Source organism: Nitrospiraceae bacterium (assembly GCA_035623075.1).
GTDB lineage: Bacteria > Nitrospirota > Nitrospiria > Nitrospirales > Nitrospiraceae > DASPUC01.
In genome coordinates, this window is sequence record DASPUC010000057.1 from 20,007 (window position 1) to 36,989 (window position 16,983).

At 56.8% G+C, this 16,983-nt stretch carries 16 protein-coding genes; 9 read left to right on the forward strand and 7 right to left on the reverse strand.

Features of this window, described 5'->3' with window-relative positions:
- Positions 1–128: 128 nt before the first annotated feature.
- The 4 genes from VEI50_16585 (at position 129) to VEI50_16600 (ending at position 4,036) form a co-directional block, all read left to right on the forward strand.
- The gene (locus VEI50_16585; GenBank protein ID HXX76749.1) at positions 129–698 is read left to right on the forward strand and encodes an EF-hand domain-containing protein; all 570 of its coding nucleotides are present in this window, start codon (positions 129–131) and stop codon (positions 696–698) included.
- A 207-nt stretch (positions 699–905) separates the two neighbouring features.
- Positions 906–1,619 (forward strand): TVP38/TMEM64 family protein, encoded by a 714-nt coding sequence (locus VEI50_16590; GenBank protein ID HXX76750.1) that lies wholly within the window; start codon positions 906–908, stop codon positions 1,617–1,619.
- Between the two features lie 48 nt (positions 1,620–1,667).
- The gene (locus tag VEI50_16595) at positions 1,668–3,254 is read left to right on the forward strand and encodes a mercuric reductase (GenBank protein ID HXX76751.1); all 1,587 of its coding nucleotides are present in this window, start codon (positions 1,668–1,670) and stop codon (positions 3,252–3,254) included.
- Positions 3,239–4,036 carry a DUF3047 domain-containing protein gene (locus VEI50_16600; protein ID HXX76752.1) on the forward strand — a complete coding sequence of 266 codons (798 nt, stop codon included), beginning with the start codon at positions 3,239–3,241 and terminating at the stop codon, positions 4,034–4,036. The genes VEI50_16595 and VEI50_16600 overlap by 16 nt, the downstream gene beginning before the upstream one ends.
- 105 nt (positions 4,037–4,141) lie before the next feature.
- Here the strand turns inward: VEI50_16600 and VEI50_16605 are convergent, their stop codons facing one another.
- A complete protein-coding gene (locus VEI50_16605; GenBank protein ID HXX76753.1) occupies positions 4,142–4,531 on the reverse strand; it encodes a hypothetical protein in 390 nt (129 codons plus the stop codon).
- A 302-nt stretch (positions 4,532–4,833) separates the two neighbouring features.
- On the opposite strand from VEI50_16605, the gene VEI50_16610 reads away from it, so the two are divergent.
- Both VEI50_16610 and VEI50_16615 read left to right on the forward strand, forming a co-directional pair.
- Positions 4,834–5,442: a hypothetical protein gene (locus tag VEI50_16610; protein HXX76754.1), complete on the forward strand. Its 609-nt coding sequence runs from the start codon at positions 4,834–4,836 to the stop codon at positions 5,440–5,442.
- Positions 5,443–5,471: 29 nt separating this feature from the next.
- On the forward strand, positions 5,472–6,791 hold the full coding sequence (locus VEI50_16615) for a hypothetical protein (protein ID HXX76755.1): 1,320 nt from the start codon (positions 5,472–5,474) through the stop codon (positions 6,789–6,791).
- Here VEI50_16615 and VEI50_16620 read toward each other — a convergent pair.
- Both VEI50_16620 and VEI50_16625 read right to left on the reverse strand, forming a co-directional pair.
- A complete protein-coding gene (locus VEI50_16620; GenBank protein HXX76756.1) occupies positions 6,788–7,447 on the reverse strand; it encodes a DUF6573 family protein in 660 nt (219 codons plus the stop codon). The two genes, VEI50_16615 and VEI50_16620, sit on opposite strands and share 4 nt — an antisense overlap.
- A 63-nt stretch (positions 7,448–7,510) precedes the next feature.
- Complete coding sequence (locus VEI50_16625; protein ID HXX76757.1) at positions 7,511–8,785, reverse strand: MFS transporter; 1,275 nt, start codon at positions 8,783–8,785, stop codon at positions 7,511–7,513.
- A 225-nt stretch (positions 8,786–9,010) separates the two neighbouring features.
- Between VEI50_16625 and VEI50_16630 the strand changes: the two genes are divergently transcribed.
- Entirely contained in the window at positions 9,011–9,688 is a 678-nt protein-coding gene (locus tag VEI50_16630) for a DnaJ domain-containing protein (GenBank protein HXX76758.1), read from the forward strand.
- 44 nt (positions 9,689–9,732) lie between these two features.
- Here the strand turns inward: VEI50_16630 and VEI50_16635 are convergent, their stop codons facing one another.
- Genes VEI50_16635 through VEI50_16645 form a run of 3 tightly spaced genes read right to left on the reverse strand, consistent with a single transcriptional unit; the run spans position 9,733 to position 12,737 of the window.
- Positions 9,733–10,941, reverse strand: a complete 1,209-nt coding sequence (locus VEI50_16635) for an amidohydrolase family protein (GenBank protein ID HXX76759.1) — start codon at positions 10,939–10,941, stop codon at positions 9,733–9,735.
- Positions 10,942–10,945: 4 nt separating this feature from the next.
- Entirely contained in the window at positions 10,946–11,539 is a 594-nt protein-coding gene (locus VEI50_16640; GenBank protein HXX76760.1) for a DUF3365 domain-containing protein, read from the reverse strand.
- Between the two features lie 19 nt (positions 11,540–11,558).
- Positions 11,559–12,737 carry an alanine--glyoxylate aminotransferase family protein gene (locus tag VEI50_16645; GenBank protein ID HXX76761.1) on the reverse strand — a complete coding sequence of 393 codons (1,179 nt, stop codon included), beginning with the start codon at positions 12,735–12,737 and terminating at the stop codon, positions 11,559–11,561.
- Between the two features lie 145 nt (positions 12,738–12,882).
- Between VEI50_16645 and VEI50_16650 the strand changes: the two genes are divergently transcribed.
- The gene (locus VEI50_16650) at positions 12,883–14,385 is read left to right on the forward strand and encodes a CPBP family intramembrane glutamic endopeptidase (protein HXX76762.1); all 1,503 of its coding nucleotides are present in this window, start codon (positions 12,883–12,885) and stop codon (positions 14,383–14,385) included.
- Positions 14,386–14,412: 27 nt separating this feature from the next.
- On the opposite strand, the gene VEI50_16655 is transcribed toward VEI50_16650, so the two are convergent.
- A complete protein-coding gene (locus VEI50_16655; GenBank protein ID HXX76763.1) occupies positions 14,413–15,219 on the reverse strand; it encodes a hypothetical protein in 807 nt (268 codons plus the stop codon).
- Between the two features lie 95 nt (positions 15,220–15,314).
- Between VEI50_16655 and VEI50_16660 the strand changes: the two genes are divergently transcribed.
- On the forward strand, positions 15,315–16,958 hold the full coding sequence (locus VEI50_16660; GenBank protein HXX76764.1) for a putative Ig domain-containing protein: 1,644 nt from the start codon (positions 15,315–15,317) through the stop codon (positions 16,956–16,958).
- The last annotated feature ends 25 nt before the right edge of the window (positions 16,959–16,983 follow it).

The following is a 16,983-nucleotide window of genomic DNA, read 5'->3' on the forward strand; positions in this document are numbered from 1 at the left end:
ACCAGACATTCCCCTGTTGGTCGAGAAGATGCTCTTGATCGAATCAGTTTGTAAATCAATGTGTTACGATGCCTCCATTACCCCTCCCACCTGATACACTTACTGGAGATTCTTGAAGTGGAGAGGAAATGCGCGCACGTCGTGCTGGATTCATCCTGTTGAGCGTATGCCTGTCAGCGATTAGCTGTGAGATCCTGCTCGTGGATGCACCAGCAGGAACTCGGCAGCAGAACGATCAGGCTCCTACAGAATCATCGGGTCAACTGAAGAAACCCCTACCATCCGCAACTCTCAAAAAGCCGACGAAGCAAAAGATAGGGCAGGCTTCTCCCGGTACCAGGGCTCAAGAACACCTGTCTAACACGCTCCAGCATCCAGCAAAGGAAGACGCCACTGAGGGTCAGAAGAAGGCTCGGCCGTTGCATCGGAAGGGCAAAGGAAGCAAGAAAGCCAAGACTCAGGCAGTGATTACGTCACGCACAGACCTGACCTACCACGGTATTCTCCAAGATCCATCACGTTACGACCCGCGCCATAATCGTCACACGGCCGGCACGCCGGATCCTCAAACTCCTGAACTCACCCACGATCATTTCCAAGAATTGGACCGCAACGGCGACGGGAAGATCGACCCTGTTGAGAAGGCGTTCGGAAGGCTTGATATGGATCGCGATCTTTCTGCTCGTCATTGGCAGTAGGTTCTGAGCCGTCTCATTTACCTCTCGGCGCCCATTCCCCGCCTCCACTCCATGTCCTCGGTCGTAGAATAGAACCGCTCCACTCGGAGTACGCTTCAATCAGCCTCTTCATAGCCCCGTAAGGATCCCGGGGGAATAAATCGACTGATCAGATGGTAAGCCTCGTTGACAGTTGGGACAGGAGCCCCCATGATTAGGAGCCAAACGATGATAACAACATCACTGCAAACGTCCGGGGCAAGCAAGTTTCGCCATGGGAAGCTTGTTGTTGCCCTGGTCCTTATGGGGATCGCATTCGGTGCGGTCTTCTTCTTCGACCCACAGAACGTGTTTGTGATGGTCAAGGCGAACCGCGACCGGCTCCTTGAATTCACGGAAGCCAACTATGGCGCGGCAGCAGCACTCTTCATAGTCATGTACTGTGTAGGCGTTGGTTTCTCACTTCCTATAGGCGCTGTAATGACGGTGGTCGGCGGTTTTCTGTTTGGTGCTGTCTTCGCTACCGTCTTTGTGAACGTAGGAGCGACGACTGGCGCAACGCTGGCGTTCCTCGTCGCGCGGTATCTGCTGCGGGATGCGGTGGAACAAAAATTTGGGAAGTGGATCGGTCCTTTCCAGGAAGGGTTTTCGAAGAATGCCTTTAGCTACCTCATGACGTTGCGGCTGATCCCGTTGTTCCCCTTTTTCGTCGTTAACCTGGTCTCCGGTCTCACGCGGGTGAATGTCGGCACCTACATTGCCGCTACCGCACTCGGAATCATCCCCGGCTCGTTCGTCTATGCATACGCAGGGCGACAATTCGGGAGCATCAATTCACTGAACGAAATCGCTTCCCCCAACGTGATTATGGCCCTCGTGCTTTTGGGGCTGTTGGCGCTGGTACCGAGTTTTTATGGGCGGTTGAAAAGGAAACCGGCATGACAGGTTTGCTCGTGTCATCCGGTCTTTTGAATCAAAAAGGCGGGCGCTATGATCACTCAACCGACCGAGAGGATCGTTACGATGGGCCAGTCTGACTCTCCGCTGATTTTACCCGATGACGAATATAACAGGCAGTTAGTCGGGAACGTTCATCCGTCTAATTGGGTCAATCCAGAGCCATCCGGCCGCTACAATATCGTTGTGATTGGAGCGGGAACTGCGGGATTGGTTACTGCTGTGATTGCGGCGGGCGTCGGTGCAAAAGTTGCCTTAGTTGAGCGACATCTGATGGGTGGCGACTGTCTTAACGTTGGCTGCGTGCCGTCGAAAGGGATGATTCGAGCCGCACGGGCGTGGTCGGACCTCAAACACGCGGAGGAATTCGGTCTGCACATTCCTCCAGGAGTGAAATACGACTTTGGCCAGGTCATGGCTCGCATGAGGCGGCTGCGGGCCCGAATCAGCCACAACGATTCCACGCACCGGTATAAGTCGCTGGGGGTGGATGTCTTCATCGGGAATGCGCGGTTTGCGGGAGCGGATACCGTCGCAGTCGAAGGTCCAGCCGGCACCCGGACTCTGACCTTCGCCAAAGCTGCAATCTGCACTGGTGCGCGGTCATCTGATCCTCCTATACCGGGATTACGAGAAGTCCGCTATCTGACGAATGAAACAATTTTCTCGCTGACTGAATTGCCACCGCGCCTGGGTGTGATCGGTGCGGGACCGATCGGTTGTGAACTCGCGCAAGCGTTTGCCCGGTTCGGTAGCCAGGTCTATCTCATCGAAGCTCTGCACGGCATCATGCCGAACGAAGACCGCGACGCGGCTGAGACTGTGGAGCGTTCGATGAAACGGGATGGCGTCACCCTGCTTTGTTGCGGCAAAGAATTGAAGGCGTCCAAAAGGGAGGGCGGCAAACAATTGACGGTCGATTCGCACGGCCGACAGTATGATGTCACGGTTGATGAAATTGTAGTCGGCGTGGGACGCACGCCAAACCTAGAGGGTCTTGGACTGGAGATTGTCGGCGTTGAGTTCGACAAAAGCGGTGTTAAGGTGAATGACCGATTACAGACCACGAATCGACGAATCTTCGCTGCCGGCGACATCTGTTCACGGTACAAGTTTACGCATGCCGCGGATGCGATGGCACAGATCGTCATTCAGAACGCCTTATTTCCGCACCCCCTCGGGCTCGGGTACGGGAGTGCGGACTCATTGATAATGCCCTGGTGTACGTTTACGGACCCAGAGGTTGCGCACGTCGGCATGTATGAAGCGGACGCGAAGAAGGAAGGGATCGAAGTCGAAACCTATACGTTCAAACTGGACGAGGTTGATCGGGCTATTCTGGACGGCGAAGAGGAAGGCTTCGCGCGGGTTCATATTCGAAAGGGCACAGACAAGATCCTCGGTGCGACGATTGTGGCCGCTCATGCGGGCGATATGATCAACGAATTCTCCGTTTTGATGAGAGCCGGCTTGGGTGCCAAAACGATCGCAGGGACGATCCATCCCTATCCGACGCAAGCTGAAGTGAACAAGAAGGTCATCAACCTTTGGCGAAAAGCACACTTTACCCCTCGCATGAAGAGCGTTCTAATCAAGCTCTTTGCATGGATGCGGCGATAATCGATCCAATTTCAATGACCACAAGATGGGAGCTGAAACAGGTGGTGCTGCTAGCGGGACTGGTGGTGATCGGTCCCGCTCTGGTAGGGGCACAGAGCGGACCCTTACTCGAAGTGGCAAAATTCTCAGCGGGTCCGGAAGGCCCGGGACTGCCTGACGGCTGGAGGCCATTGACCTTTAAGAAGGTGTCGAAACTAACTTCCTATGAGCTGGTCAAGGATGGTCAAGGGGTGGTGGTAAAGGCCGTGAGCGAAGCCTCGGCGTCAGGGCTCATCAAAGAGGTCAGGATCGACCCGAGAGAATTCCCTATCGTGCAGTGGAGGTGGAAGGTGGAGAATCTCCTCAAAAACAGCGACGTGAGTCGTAAGGACGGCGACGACTATCCGGCCCGTCTCTATATCACCTTCGAATACGATCCCGAGAAGGTCGGTTTTGGGAAGAAACTCAAATTCAAAGCCGGCCGGGCGATCTTCGGGGATATCCCGATCGGGGCGCTGAACTACATTTGGGACTCCAAAGCGCCGGTCGGAACGATTGTTGACAACGTCTATACGGATTTCGCGAAGATGGTGGTTGTGGAAAGCGGGCCGCAGAAGGTCGGCGTGTGGGTCGATGAATCACGAAACCTTTACGACGATTACAAGAAAGCGTTTGGCGAAGATCCGCCGCTGATCAATGGCGTGGCAATCATGTCAGACACCGACAATACGAAGGAACGCGTCACGGCCTACTATGGCGACATTGTATTTCTCCGGCGATCGATAGGTTCGGCGACGAGGTAGGGGGGAAGGGTAGCTGCTGAAAATGAGAGGGCCGGCCTGTACGGGGCCGGCCCTCGAGAGGACACCAGCGCGCCCAAGGTGGGTGCGCGGATTCAGGGTAGGGGGTTACTGAATGGAATTCGCGAAGCCGCCTCGCGTGATTTCGGCGCGAACGGTGTCCCCGACCTTCTTCTTGTTAATCTGTTTTGTACCTTGGCCGACGTAGAGCTTGACCTGGTTCCCTTCATAATCTTCGACCAAGTAGGCGTCACCATTGATCTGCTTGACCGTGCCGCCAACAGTCTTCCAAGCAGGACCCGGTTTGCTGTCGTGTTGGCCGGCCTTAGGGGCTGCTTGAGTCTGCGCAGTTGCTCCCATTGAGGCAGCTGCGGCGGCAGCCGAGGAATAGGATCCCTGTTTCTTCGAACTCTTCGCAGCTGCCGGGGCGCCGACTAGCGCAACTACAGCGAGAGCCGTAATCATGATGGGAAGAATTTTCTTTTGAGCCTTCTTCATCTGAGTGCCTCCTTGCTGAATTCGTTGCGACCCGATAGGCCTCAGCAAGGCATGTGCCGAGGGACGTGTGCGGCAAGACAAAGGAATATCAAAGACTTAGCAGGTCGCCCATAATCAGTTTGCGGAATCCCTGGAAAAATGGAAAAAAAACGGCATGTAGTTGTCCAAATCTGCTCAGGATCAAAGAGTTTTTTGATTTGAAAGATGGAGAGTTGCCCCCGATCTCTGCCTCGTGTTCATATTGATCGGCAGCTGGTTAGAGAGACCGGCCGGATTTCATCCAGACTGGTGCAATCGCCGTGATGTTGGATCAAGTTGTTAAGACCGAAGTGATGAGTCTGTCTCCTCTCCTGTGGGTAGGGGGATGGTTGGTTATCGGATGGGGAAGCGCGATCGCACAATTATTGCCTCCTGCTTCTGACGATGTGAAGTTGCGTGTTGTCCAGCAGGAGTTGGACGAAGATGCGGCTGGTCGGATGCCGAAAGCACACGGAGAAGCGTTAGCCAAGCAGTTGAAGGTCGATCCATCGCTCGTCGAGAGTCTGCGGGCTTCTAAGCAGGGGTGGGGTGAGATTGCCATTCGTTTGGCTATGGCACAGGAGCTAACGAAGGCTGACTCGAAAAACTATCCAACGGTAGTTGAAGCCACACGGAGAGTCAGTGATCTGCGAGCACAGAAAATGGGATGGGGCGTGGTCGGGAAGCAGCTCGGACTAGAACTCGGACCCGTAGTCAGTGAGGTACAACGGGCACGCCAGGAAATGCGAGCTGAAGCCAAGAGAGCGGCGACAGAGGGTGTAGTCACGCCAGGACAAGCTCTCGATCGGTCGCAGACGGAGAGGACATCACAATCAGATCGCACCGACAAAACTCAGCGGCCGAGAGGAACTGAAAAATCCCAGCGTCCATAAGAGACCCTCCCTCCTCATGTCGTGATTGGATGATGGCCAGACCATTTCAGTCAACGAGTGTCTTGCACCGCCTGCCGGCTCGCTTGGCCTCTGTGCTCCGCACGATCGGACGGTTGGGCGATACGCAGGGGGCAAAAGTCTATCTTGTCGGCGGTGTCGTTCGCGACTTACTGCTGCATCAGCCCATTTTCGATCTTGATCTTGCAGTCGAAGGGGATGGTATCGCGTTGGCTCGAGGAATCTCGGGCCGGTTTCATACGAGCCTGACAGTCTTCGAAAGATTTGCCACTGCGCGCTTGAAGTTCCCCAGCGGCCTCCGGGTCGATATTGCAACAACGAGAAAGGAATCCTATGCCCTGCCGGCGGAATTGCCCCGAGTAGCACCGGCAAGTCTGGCCGAGGATTTATATCGCCGGGACTTTACGATTAATGCCATGGCGATCCAGTTGAATGCAGGTCAGGTTGGACGGCTAATCGATTGCTACGGGGGCCGGAAAGATCTGCGAGCCCGAACCATCCGGGTATTGCACCCGAAGAGCTTTGAAGACGATCCCACGCGCATCTTTCGGGCGATCCGATTCGAGCAACGATTCGAAGGCACCCTAGAGGCCAATACTCAACGACTGATGCGGACTGCGGCGACAACCGATCTCATAGATCGCCTGTCCGGCCCTCGGTTGTGTAACGAGTGGTTCCTCCTGTTCGGCGAACGAGACCCTTCGCGTGTCATGAATCGGTTGAGTCAGCTGAAGCTGTTTCGGTTTCTTCACCCTCAGCTACGATATCACGTTCGTGCCAGGCGGATGATTCTTGCTCTGCCCAGAGTACTCTCCTGGTGGACGAAACGGTTTCCAACCAGTTGTCTCGATCGACCAGTCGTTTCCTTGATGACGTTGCTTGAGGGGGTAAGCGAATCCATTCTCGAAGAAGTCATCGCGCGACTCATGTTATCGAAAGAGCAGGCGAAGAAGGTTCGAATGAGTGGAAAGAAGCCCGCTCGTATCTTCCGAGTCCTAGGAGGGTCACACAGCTTACGGCCGTCTGAGGTATATCGTCTGTTGACCGAAGTCTCCGATGAAGCACTTGTCTTGCTGCTGGTTAAGGCAGCGTCGGGACAAGGAGTCTTGCGTAATAGTCGAACACAGCGACGGGTGCTCCGTTTCATGACGCAGCTCCGTGGCAGCCAGACAACGCTGCGGGGAAACGATCTCGTGCAAATGGGAATGGAGCCAGGACCGCAGATGAAGGAGGTGCTTACTCGGTTGCTCGATGCACGACTGGATGGCATCGTCAGGACGAAGGCTCAGGAGCGAGCCTTCGTCCAGGCTTGCTCCATGCGCGCCTCTTAGTTCATCGGCATAATTGTGAGGGCGACTTCGTTCGGCAGGAGCAACGTGACAGTAGCCTGGTGCTCCTTGTTAGGCTGAATCAGCGCGAACAGCGGAATCGGCTGTGGAACCGTGCCGGGAGGAACGGGCAATAGAGCTGGGAAATCGATCAACGGGGACACGGTAACCGAATTGGACAGTCTTAGCCGAAATGCCATCAACACGTCCCGCAAGCGACCTGCCGCCTCCTCTTCGTTCAAAGTCTGATGAACGGTAATGCCCCCCTCCCACAGTGGCTTGGTGATCATCATGGGAAAGGTAATCCCAAGTTTTTGCGCCGTCGGGCTGACATCAATCAAGACACCCGCATCGATGGCCTGCTTGATGTCCGTGATCACCGCAGGTGAGTCAGACCGGTCGGTCTGTCGTATTCCGTCTTGAACCGTCGCAGGATCGGCTGGATGTTGAGCGGTCGACGTCGGCTCAGTTGGAATAGAGGCTGCCGTCTCGTGTGTCACGGAGCCAACCGGAGGAGCCGGCAAGGCCTTCAGGATTCCGTCGTAGACGAGTCGAGCACCCGCAGACCAGGTAGCATGAAAAGGCCGGCCTGAAAATGCCGCCTCAGCTGCCTTCTTCTCGTCGTGAGATAATGGCTTGGGCGTTGGATGATCCGTCATAGGAAGTCAGATAAGCCGGACATGCAGGAAGTCAAGGTCAAGGGATCTTGCGAGTAACGGTGACTAATCCGGCAGGGGTTTCCCCCTTGTTTCAGGGGCGAACAGTAAGACGATCAGACCCATAATGTAGATCATAGCGACGGTGCTGGCCGCACGACCGAACGAGCCGAGTGTTGTCACAAGCCAGCCTGTGAGAAAGGGTGAGGTTGAAGCAAGGACGCGTCCGGCGTTAAAGCAGAAGCCGGAACCGGTCGCGCGCAGCCGCGTTGGGTAGAGCTCGGGTAGGTAGATGGGGAAGCCACTGAAAATACCGTTATTGAAGAATCCGAGAACTGGCAGCAACATCAACACACCGATGTAGCTTGTCGGTAGTAGATATGTCATCGGCAGCATCACGAGGCTGCCAAGGCACATGAAGCCGAAAACCACGCGGCGTCCAAACCGATCAGCCAACGGGCCGAAACCCAAGTATCCAAAGAGGGCTCCGCCGTTCAACGCCATGATGGCATAGCTGACGTACGCTGATAATGCCGTGCCGTCATATCCCTTCAACTCCGGCAACTCGCGAATCAGTGTCGGCGCCCAATTCGTGGACCCCCACAGACCGAAGACAGCGACGAATGCCAACAGGGAACCGACGACGGTCGATCGTCTGAGTGAGGGAGCAAAGATTTCTGTCAAACGTTCGAGGTCGGTTTCCCTGTCCTGTTTGTGGACTGTTACCCAGCGATCCGGTTCTTTGACGTGCCAACGGACGAGCAGCGACACGAAGGCCGGCAAGATTCCGATGACGAACAGTACACGCCAACCGTAACCCTTCAGCAGCAGATTGAACGAAGCAGCCAGAAAAAAACCAGCCGCCCAGGCTGATTGCAGAATTCCCGCTGCCTTGGCCCGTTTCTCCTCGGGCCATGTCTCCGCCACCAGCGCGGCGCCGGCTGCCCATTCGCCGCCGATGCCCAATGCCGTCAGGAAGCGATAAATCGCGAGATGCCACCATTCTTGCGAGAGCGCCGCCAATCCCGTAAAGACCGCATAGATCAGGATCGTCGCGATCAATGTTTTCGTGCGGCCGACGTGATCCGCGATGACGCCGAAGAAAATCCCGCCCAAGGCCCAGCCGATTAAAAATACGGAGAATATAATGCCACCGTACCACCCGATCATTTCAGACGTGACGGGCTGACCGGAAGGTTCGAGCAGGTCATGCAGAGCCGGATGAAGCACGATGGCATAGATCGTCGCGTCCATCGCGTCGAAGACCCACCCAAGCCAGGCAATGAGGAGAACAAGCCATTGATAGGGTGTCACGCCATCGCGCCAGGATCTGATTGTCACCGCACAGGCCTTTCTCGGTTGGAGGCCAGAGGTACGAAACAAGCGGACGAATCCATTCGCCCGTCTGTTGCCTCAAGCCGTGAAACCCATTTGAGTCGCGCAAGGCTAAGTGGGTTCGTTCACGGAGTCAATCCTTCGACCGCCCACGCCCTTCCGGCCGAGACCTGCTCAGGATTGACGATAAGTTGGTCAGACCGCCGAACTAGGCGCCATCAAAGCGTCAAGGTGAAGCGCGGCGAAGACGCATGGTATAGTTTCGCGGCCATGCTGCGGATGGATTGCTACCGAGTGCTGGGTGTCGCGCGAGAGGCGTCTGATGACGATATCAAGAAGGCCTACCGGAAGCTGGTCTTTCAGCACCATCCCGACCGCAATCCCAGTAGCAAGGACGCCGAAGCCAAGATCCGGGAGATCAATGCGGCCTATGAGGTGCTGGGAGACTTCGAGCAACGGCGCACCTACGACCGGCTTCAATGGGGTGATGAGCCGCGTGAGGTCGGGCCCAGCCCGACCGAGATTCTCGAGGAGATGGAGACTCAACTGTTCGACGAAGGGCGAAAGGAACTCTTTGCCCTCGTCATCAAGCAGGTCCACCGCATCAAAGCGGAGTTGGCGATCATTCGCGATCGTACCGTCGCATTTCAAGGGTACGACACGTTCAATAAATTCATCGTCGACGAGCGGGCGGCGGAGATCATGGAAGAGTTCGTGACGCCTGAGATGGACGCCCGGAAGAAAAAACTGGTCGACGTTGCCGCTGAGATGTTGATTACGCGAGGAGTTGTGAAACGAGGAGATGAAGGATCGCTCCGGTCGCTACGCAGGCAGTTGGAAGATATCTTCCGCCGCGGCCGACAAATCGGGTTCACTGCCGCGCTGGAGCTGTTCTATGAACGACGTTAGGCGTGACGCGTAAGAGGTGAAAAGACCGACCGATCGCGGGCGCATCACGTCCTCGAAAGCGGGCCTGCCACGAACTTGCCCGCCTGCATGACGCCGGCGATTCTGTTGCGGTCGCGTAAGAGTTCGATGCGTCGTAACGGATCGCCGTCGAACACGACGAGATCAGCCGTCTTCCCTTTCGTAATCGTGCCCACGTGGTCCTGAATCCCAATCAATCGTGCCGCGGCTGAGGTCGACGCCATGATTGCCTCCATCGGGCTCATGCCGAAGGCGACCATCCGATCCAGTTCTTGTGCATTCTCCCCATGGTAATTAAACGGTGTGCCGGCATCCGTGCCCATCGCAATCAGGATGCCACTGCGGTGGGCCTTCTTGAAGCTCGCGGCATGGCGCTGTGTCATCGCCTTGGCTTTCTCGAGGGCGTTTTCTGGTATGCCACAGCCGGGTCGGCAAGCTGCGGTGGTCGCGAGAGCGGAAAGCGTCGGGACCATAAACACACCGTGTTGTTTCATCAGGACCGCCGCGTCCTCGTCCATAAGCGTGGCATGCTCGATCGAATGTGCTCCGGCATTGATTGCGTTTTTCATTCCCGAGGCTCCATGTGCATGGGCTGCCACTTTTCGCCCTGCCCGCTGAGCCTCTTCCACAGCTGCCCGCAACTCCTCTGGGGTCATCTGCGCCTGGTCCGGTAACGTGCCGGCCGTCAATACGCCGCCTGAGGCAATGACTTTGATGACCTCTGCTCCCGCGGCTATCTGCGCACGTACCACCGTACGGACCTGATCGGTCCCCGCCACCTCCTGCCCGATAAAGCGGGCATGGCCGCCGACCATGCAAATCGCGAGGCCCGCCCCCACAATGCGAGGACCTGGCACGAGCCCGGTGTCGACAGCGTGTTTTAACGCAAAAATGGAGTGATCGCGTGCTCCAACGTCACGCACGGTGGTGAAACCCGCTTCCAAGGTCTGTCGTGCCGCGCAGCTCGATTTGAGCAAAGTGAGGGCAGGTGCCTCTCGGGTGATCGTCTCGACCACGTCCGCTTCGCCTCCAAGACAGAGATGGACATGGCAGTCGATGAGCCCCGGCAACAGGGTGAAGCCGCGTCCGTCGACGCGTGTGGCCCCACGCGGTACGGCCACGTCCTTGATCGTGCCGACGGTGGCAATCGTGGTGTCTCGAATGATCACGGTGGCATGCTCGATCACCGCACCGGCCCCGTCGATCAGGCGCGTGTTGTGGATCGCGATGGTCACGACACTACTCGCCGACGGGGAAGGTAATCACGATGCCGCCCATGACGTCGTTCAGTTTGAAATCGCGACGAGGACTGTTGGGATGATTGTTGTGGCATTCAACGCATGCGGCGGACACAGCCCGATCGGCATAGATGGCCTGAAAATACCGCGTGCCGCTCTTGGTGATGAATCCGTAGTACGGATGGTCAGGATTTTGTTGTACCGCCATAAGGCCCTGTCGCTCGAGATCGCTGTTGGGGCCATTCCAGACATAAACCGGGGTCAGACTGGCGAGCCGGAACGAGAAGTTCAGATCCTTGAGCGCGACAAGACGGCCTGTTTCCATCAGGAACTGTGCCGGCAGCGGCACGCCCCGTTCGTCCCTCCAATGCTCATGGGCTTCGATCCCGTCGCGCTGAAGCTTGCTAACGACGTTCTCGGTATAGTTGTTCCGGTTGGCCTCAAGCACGGCATGGATGAAGGCCGCCACCTTCTGCGCTGAAACCATATCGCTCTTCATGGAGTCGGCCAACGTGAGCTTGAAAATCCAAAAGGCAACCACGGCAATAAATGCGAAGGTTGCCGCGCCCAACACCACTGTCAACGGACGATTCATGATTCTGTCCTTCTCCGGACTAATGTGCCCGGCTATAGGCCCGCGCCGCTGCTTGCAATGCAACACCTGGAGTCGAGAGGCCACCGGACCGGAATAAAATATCTTCGAGTGCGTTCAGTAAGGTCAACACATTGGCTTCAGTGCAGGATTCTCCCATGAGGCCGATGCGCCAGACTTTTCCCTTCAACGGCCCCAAACCGCCCCCTATTTCGATGCCAAAGGTCTGCAGCAGCTGTGTCCGGACTGCCGCCTCGTCAATGTGACCGGGAAGCTTGACGCAGGTCAGCATCGGCAACCGATGTTCAGCAGGCGGCAGCGGAGTGAGGCCCAATTCTATCAGACCGGCGACCAATGCTTCGCTATTGAGCCGGTGGCGTGTGAAGCGAGCGGGCAATCCTTCTTCTTCGACCAGCCGCAACGCTTCCCGTAAGGCATAGAGCATCGAAACAGGGGCTGTGTGATGGTAGATACGTGCGCCCTCAGCCCAATAGTCCGCCACCAGTGCCATGTCCAAGTACCAACTCTGACAAGGCGTGCGACGTCCTTTGATGGCGGCCATGGCTCGGTCGCTCACCGTCAAGGGGGCCAGTCCGGGGGGGCAACTGAGACACTTCTGGGTACCGCTGTAGCAGACGTCGATGCCCCATCGATCGACCTCCACCGGCACGCCGCCGAGCGAAGTCACCGCATCGACAATCAGCAGAGCGCCATGGTCGCGACAGAGGCGAGAGATCGGTTCGATGGGTTGCCACGCTCCGGTTGAGGTTTCGGCATGGACGACAGCTACAGCCTTCACCGGCCCTGCGCGGCGCAAGGCCTGCTCGATCATCGCCGGTTCGATAATATCTCCCCAAGGGGCTTCCACGCGAATAGCTTTTCCGCCGCACCGTTCGACAACCGTCGCGAGCCTGGTGCCGAAGGCTCCGTTGACGCCGACGATCACGGAGTCGCCTGGCTCGACCAGATTGACCACGGAAGCTTCCATCCCGGCGGAACCGGTTCCTGAAACGGCGATCGTAAAGCGGTTCGTAGTCTGAAAGACGGTGCGGAGCAACGTCTGGATATCGTTCATCACTGTGAGGAATGCCGGCTCGAGGTGGCCCAATAGCGGGGTGGCTAACGCCCGTAAGACTCGGGGATGAACCAGGCTAGGACCTGGACCAAGCAGGATCCGTTTTGGAGGCAGAAACTCATGCATGTTCACGGGCTCCGCTCAGGATTTTGGCGCAGTATAGCGAAATCCGGTCGTCTTCAGCCATGAGATTCTTGAAGCTCGTCCTCACAGGGCAAGCATTTCGAGGGGTTTCGGGGCTAAAAACCGCCATGTTATAGTTCATGCACGTATGGAAACTGAAGCGGCGGCCTCCACCATCTCCTTGCCAACCTCTTCGTGGTGGTTTGAGAACAATCCTCCACCGGCAGTCGGCGAATATTCCAACCGATTTTCTCCGATCGTGAGTGTGCTGACCGCACTGGTTCTTGTGGTCGCCTTGAGTTCCGTGGTCTGGTTGTCGGCATCCATTCCAAAACTTGAACGAGTGGAAGCTCCGGAGCGGGCGCTCGCCCTCATGGTGAGCCGAATCATGGATGTGCAGGAAGGCTTGAAACGGGCGCCAGCGTGGCAACAAACCCTGTTCAGCTGGATTTCAGGCGACAACGAAGTGGAACGGGCACAGGCTATCGCCTGGTTCCAGGAACTCGCAGACCTGTCAGACGAGGCGCTGGTACCTCTGCAATTGGCGGTGTTGCAAGCCGAGTCTGGACACACATCTCAGGCGCTTCTCTTGGCCCATGAGTGGCGTCAGGCGGGTGAACCCCTCTCGCGATTGGCTGCGCTTGTGATCGGGGCCTATGGGGAGGGGCCGCTCCCCGGCGGTGAAACATTTGAGACCTTGCAGGCCGAGTTGGCCGACTCAGTGCCGGCCGGCTGGTTTTACGACAGGCTGGCAGAGCGCCTCGCCCAACGAGCCAACGATCAGCCGCTGTTGTACACGATTCGCGAGGCCTATGCCGCCCGTGTCGATCGACAGTTTGCACGTGCGCGAGTGATCACCGCCGTCGAGTTCGCGGCGATGATCGTGGGGACAGTCGTTCTCATCATCTTCTGGGTCACGAGAGCACGTGTGCCGAATGTGGTGAGGCTTCACGAGCCAGGCGTCCCCCCTCCGTGGCCGGGCGGAATCGGGGCCGCCGTTCTCCTGCGTGGTGGAGCAATCGGGGCGATGCTCACCGTGTTGTTTCTGCTTTACATGCCGCAAGAAAACGCCTCGTTGCGAGCCTTGGCGATTCCATTGACGAACTTGCCGCTGCTGCTGCTGGCCTACCAATACCTCTTCAGGCCGGCTCGGATGACGTTCGATCAGGGATTCGGATTGGAGATCGGATGGGCCCGCAGCGGGCGACTGATCACGGCGGTACTCGCCGTGATAGCTGCTGGGTTGTGGGGCGAATGGGTCATGGATCGGATGGCGGAACCGCTGCATCTGACAAACCACTGGACGGAATGGTTTGACGCTGATTTAGTCTGGGGCCCATCCTCGTTGACCGCCATCAGCCTGGTGGAATATGTTGCCTTCGCCCCGGTTTTTGAAGAACTCGCATTTCGCGGGCTGCTCTTCGCCATTCTCCGAAGAAAGTTCCGCTTTCTTCCAGCCGCTCTCATGAGTGCGAGCGTCTTCGCCATTGCTCACGGCTACGGACTGGTCGGATTCATTAGTGTGCTGTGGAGCGGCCTCCTGTGGGCCTGGATCTATGAAAAAACCGGGAGTCTGCTTCCTGCCATCCTCGCGCATGCCATGAACAATCTACTGGTGTGTCTGAGCGTCATGGCTCTCCTGCGCTGGTAGCAAGTTTCCCCGTCCGCACGAGAAGCCTCAACGCCTCATGCCTTCCAACTTTTCTAATTCGGCCTGAAGATCTGGGTGCCGAATAACGGCGCCCAACCTTTCCCGGAGCGCGATCGTCGTGATGCGCTTGCCCATTTGGCTGTCGTTTCCGCCCTTGTGAGCCGTCACGCCCCAGTGTGTCTGTGCCATTCGACAGATGTCCGCCCATGTGCGCGGCGTTCCATCGCTGACGTTGTAAACCTCACCGGATTCGCCTCTTGCCAATGCAGCCAGGCAAATCGCCGCCAGATCTTCCACGTGAATGAGGTTCACATACCTCCGGGAGGGGCCGACGCGTCCGCTTCTGATCCAGTCCAGCGGATTGCGTCCCGGCCCGTAGATACCGGCGACTCGAAGCACGATCGCTCCGTGTTCTTTGCGGAGATATTCTTCTCCCTTCACCCGCGGTTTCCGCAGATCGATCGCGGCTGATTCGTCGATCCAAGGCGGCGGATATTCATGTGAGTCACCGATGTCGTAGGCCGATGTGCTGCCTAAGACGAGAAGACGACGGGGTGGTGCGCCGAGCGTCTTTGCAAAGACCTGAACCAGTTCAAGTGGCGTGGCAGGGAAACACCAAATGAGATCGGCGCCTGGGGGAGTGTTCGTCCATGTGTCAGGCTGCGCAAGGTCGAACCTGAGTCGTTGCGATGGAGCGAGATGCGTCAGCTGTCGATCGGGATCGCGGCTAGTACACAGGACAGCTCTGCCTTGGTTGGAGGCTACGGCTGCAAGACAGCGGCCGGTGTAGCCCGATCCCAGCACAGTGAGCGGTAATCTCAACTGAGGCAGCATAGCGATAATTTTTCTTCCAGACAGGCATTTTTTCATATTTGCGAGAGATCACACAATTCTTGCCTTCGAGGAGAGACCATAAGAGAATGCGCGATATGAAGCCCATCGCGTCCTTTTTGGTGATCGCCGTTCTCACGGTGGCGCTTTCCGGCTGTTCCAGCTCGGGCGGGGGCGGAGGCGGAAATGGGTCGAGCCTCGCTATCACCACGACCTCAGCCAATTTCGCTGTGGCGGGCAATCCCTATGCGTCAACACTCGTTGCGATGGGGGGAACACCGCCGTATACCTGGGCAGTCGTGAGTGGATTGCCTGCTTGGGCCTCGCTCAACACTGCCACGGGGGTTCTGACCGGAACTCCGGCAACCTTAGATGTCGGCAACTTCAATCCGACCTTTCGCGTGACCGATACAGCCGGAGCAATGAGGCAGGGAACAGTTCTCCTGGCCGTGCACAATCGAACCGATATAGTGTCCGTCGACAACAGTACGCCTCCAGTACCTGGGACGGCGGCCAGCAATAAGCCGGCTATCAGCAACGACGGTCGCTTCGTCGCCTTTGTCTCAATGGCCAGTAACCTTGTCCCGGGTGTCGGCGGCTCGCAGATTTATCTCCATGACTGGCAGACGAACCAAACAAGCTTGGTGTCGAAAAACAATGCTGGAAATCCAGCGGATCCTGCAGCGACAACGACTTCGCCGAGCATAAGCAGTGATGGCCGCTTTGTGGCCTATGTCTCAAATGCGACGAATCTTGTGACTGGGACATCGGGTCAACAGATCTATTTATACGATACCCAAACCAGTCAAACGTTTCCCAATGGTCAAACGACACTAATCTCAAAGGACAATAGCCCCATACCACTTGCGGGAAATGGGGCCAGCAGTGCGCCGTCCATCAGTCGGGATGGTTGCTTCGTAGCATTCGCCTCCCTATCGACCAATTTCGGCATCCCAGGCGGCAATCAGCAGATCTATGTTCGTGGTCCTCTGCCAGGCCCAGGGACTTGCGTGGGTGTGGAACAAATCAGTCTAGTCTCACAGGACAACAGCGCCTTACCTGGAATTGGCGCCAGCAGCAGCCCCTCCATTAGTTCAAACGGTTTCATTGTGGCGTTCATATCGAATGCAACGTTGTTGACCGGTGTCACCGGTCAACAAATTTATCTGCGCAATGTTCAAACCGGTGTGACGAGCCTGGTGTCACAAGACAACACCGGCAATCCGGCCAGCGCTGGATCGAGCAATACAGCTCCGTCCGTCAGTGGCGACGGACGCTTTGTAGCGTTTGTATCGAATGCGACGAATTTTGGGGCGTCTGGTCAGCAGATCTATCTCCATGATAGCCAGGCCAGTGTTCCCTTCCCGAATGGCCAAACTATTTTATTATCGAAAGACAACACCAATCCAGTTCCGATACCTGGCAACTTTCCGAGCGATTCCCCGTCCATTAGTATTGACGGATGCGTCGTAGCCTTTACTTCCCAATCGACAAATTTAGGAGCACCTGCCAATCAGATATTCATTCGAGGTCCCCTTGCCATTGGCGGATGTGCCGGAATCGAACAGACCTCTTTGGTATCGAAAGATAACGCAAACAATCCCGCGAATAGTGTTGCCGGGGGTACCATTGATCCATCTGCCAATGGGAACGGCCAGTTCATTGCCTTCTCATCCACGGCGACCAATCTTGTTTCTCCTGCACCAGGGAACCGACAGATTTACGTCCGCGCCATGCCGTAACACCGGTAGAGCTTCCTATCGCAGC

Coding starts and splice junctions, on each gene's coding strand:
- VEI50_16585 (HXX76749.1), top strand. CDS start 129: ATGCGCGCACGTCGTGCTGGATTCATCCTGTTGAGCGTATGCCTGTCA.
- VEI50_16590 (HXX76750.1), top strand. CDS start 906: ATGATAACAACATCACTGCAAACGTCCGGGGCAAGCAAGTTTCGCCAT.
- VEI50_16595 (HXX76751.1), top strand. CDS start 1,668: ATGATCACTCAACCGACCGAGAGGATCGTTACGATGGGCCAGTCTGAC.
- VEI50_16600 (HXX76752.1), top strand. CDS start 3,239: ATGGATGCGGCGATAATCGATCCAATTTCAATGACCACAAGATGGGAG.
- VEI50_16605 (HXX76753.1), bottom strand. CDS start 4,531: ATGAAGAAGGCTCAAAAGAAAATTCTTCCCATCATGATTACGGCTCTC.
- VEI50_16610 (HXX76754.1), top strand. CDS start 4,834: ATGTTGGATCAAGTTGTTAAGACCGAAGTGATGAGTCTGTCTCCTCTC.
- VEI50_16615 (HXX76755.1), top strand. CDS start 5,472: ATGATGGCCAGACCATTTCAGTCAACGAGTGTCTTGCACCGCCTGCCG.
- VEI50_16620 (HXX76756.1), bottom strand. CDS start 7,447: ATGACGGATCATCCAACGCCCAAGCCATTATCTCACGACGAGAAGAAG.
- VEI50_16640 (HXX76760.1), bottom strand. CDS start 11,539: ATGAATCGTCCGTTGACAGTGGTGTTGGGCGCGGCAACCTTCGCATTT.
- VEI50_16645 (HXX76761.1), bottom strand. CDS start 12,737: ATGCATGAGTTTCTGCCTCCAAAACGGATCCTGCTTGGTCCAGGTCCT.
- VEI50_16650 (HXX76762.1), top strand. CDS start 12,883: ATGGAAACTGAAGCGGCGGCCTCCACCATCTCCTTGCCAACCTCTTCG.
- VEI50_16655 (HXX76763.1), bottom strand. CDS start 15,219: ATGCTGCCTCAGTTGAGATTACCGCTCACTGTGCTGGGATCGGGCTAC.
- VEI50_16660 (HXX76764.1), top strand. CDS start 15,315: ATGAAGCCCATCGCGTCCTTTTTGGTGATCGCCGTTCTCACGGTGGCG.